The sequence below is a fragment of the Myxococcus llanfairpwllgwyngyllgogerychwyrndrobwllllantysiliogogogochensis genome (genome assembly GCF_006636215.1).
GTDB classification, from domain to species: domain Bacteria; phylum Myxococcota; class Myxococcia; order Myxococcales; family Myxococcaceae; genus Myxococcus; species Myxococcus llanfairpwllgwyngyllgogerychwyrndrobwllllantysiliogogogochensis.
On the sequence record NZ_VIFM01001039.1, the window covers coordinates 1 to 382 of the forward strand.

General features: G+C 72.0%; 1 protein-coding gene. It reads right to left on the reverse strand.

What is annotated here, in order from left to right; all coding sequences use genetic code 11:
* A partial coding sequence (locus FJV41_RS57755; RefSeq protein WP_141649716.1) for a GH36-type glycosyl hydrolase domain-containing protein occupies window positions 1-382 on the reverse strand: 382 nt, incomplete at both ends.

Below are 382 nucleotides of genomic sequence, written 5' to 3' on the forward strand. Positions count from 1 at the left end.
GGTCCAGGGCGCGGGCGCAGTGCTCGAACAGCGTCGCCGATGCGCTGGCTTGCATGGGCTGGAAGAAGGCGTCGTGTTCGCCCTCCTGCAGTGCGGGCCCTTCCAGGAAAGCGATGGATTCGTCCAGCACCGCCGCATCGCCCGAGACGGCGACGTAGCTGGCCGCGGCGAAGGCCAGCCAGACGCGGTCGTCCGAGATGCGCGTGCGCACGCCCTGGCCGGAGTGCGGGAGCCACCAGTGCTGCACGTCGCCCTCCACGAACTGGCGGCCCGCGGCGCGCAGCAGGTGCCGCCGCGTCTCTTCCGGCCGCGCGAAGGCGAGCGCCATGCCGTCCTGCAACTGGTCGCGAAAGCCGTAGGCGCCGCTGGCCTGGTAGAAGGC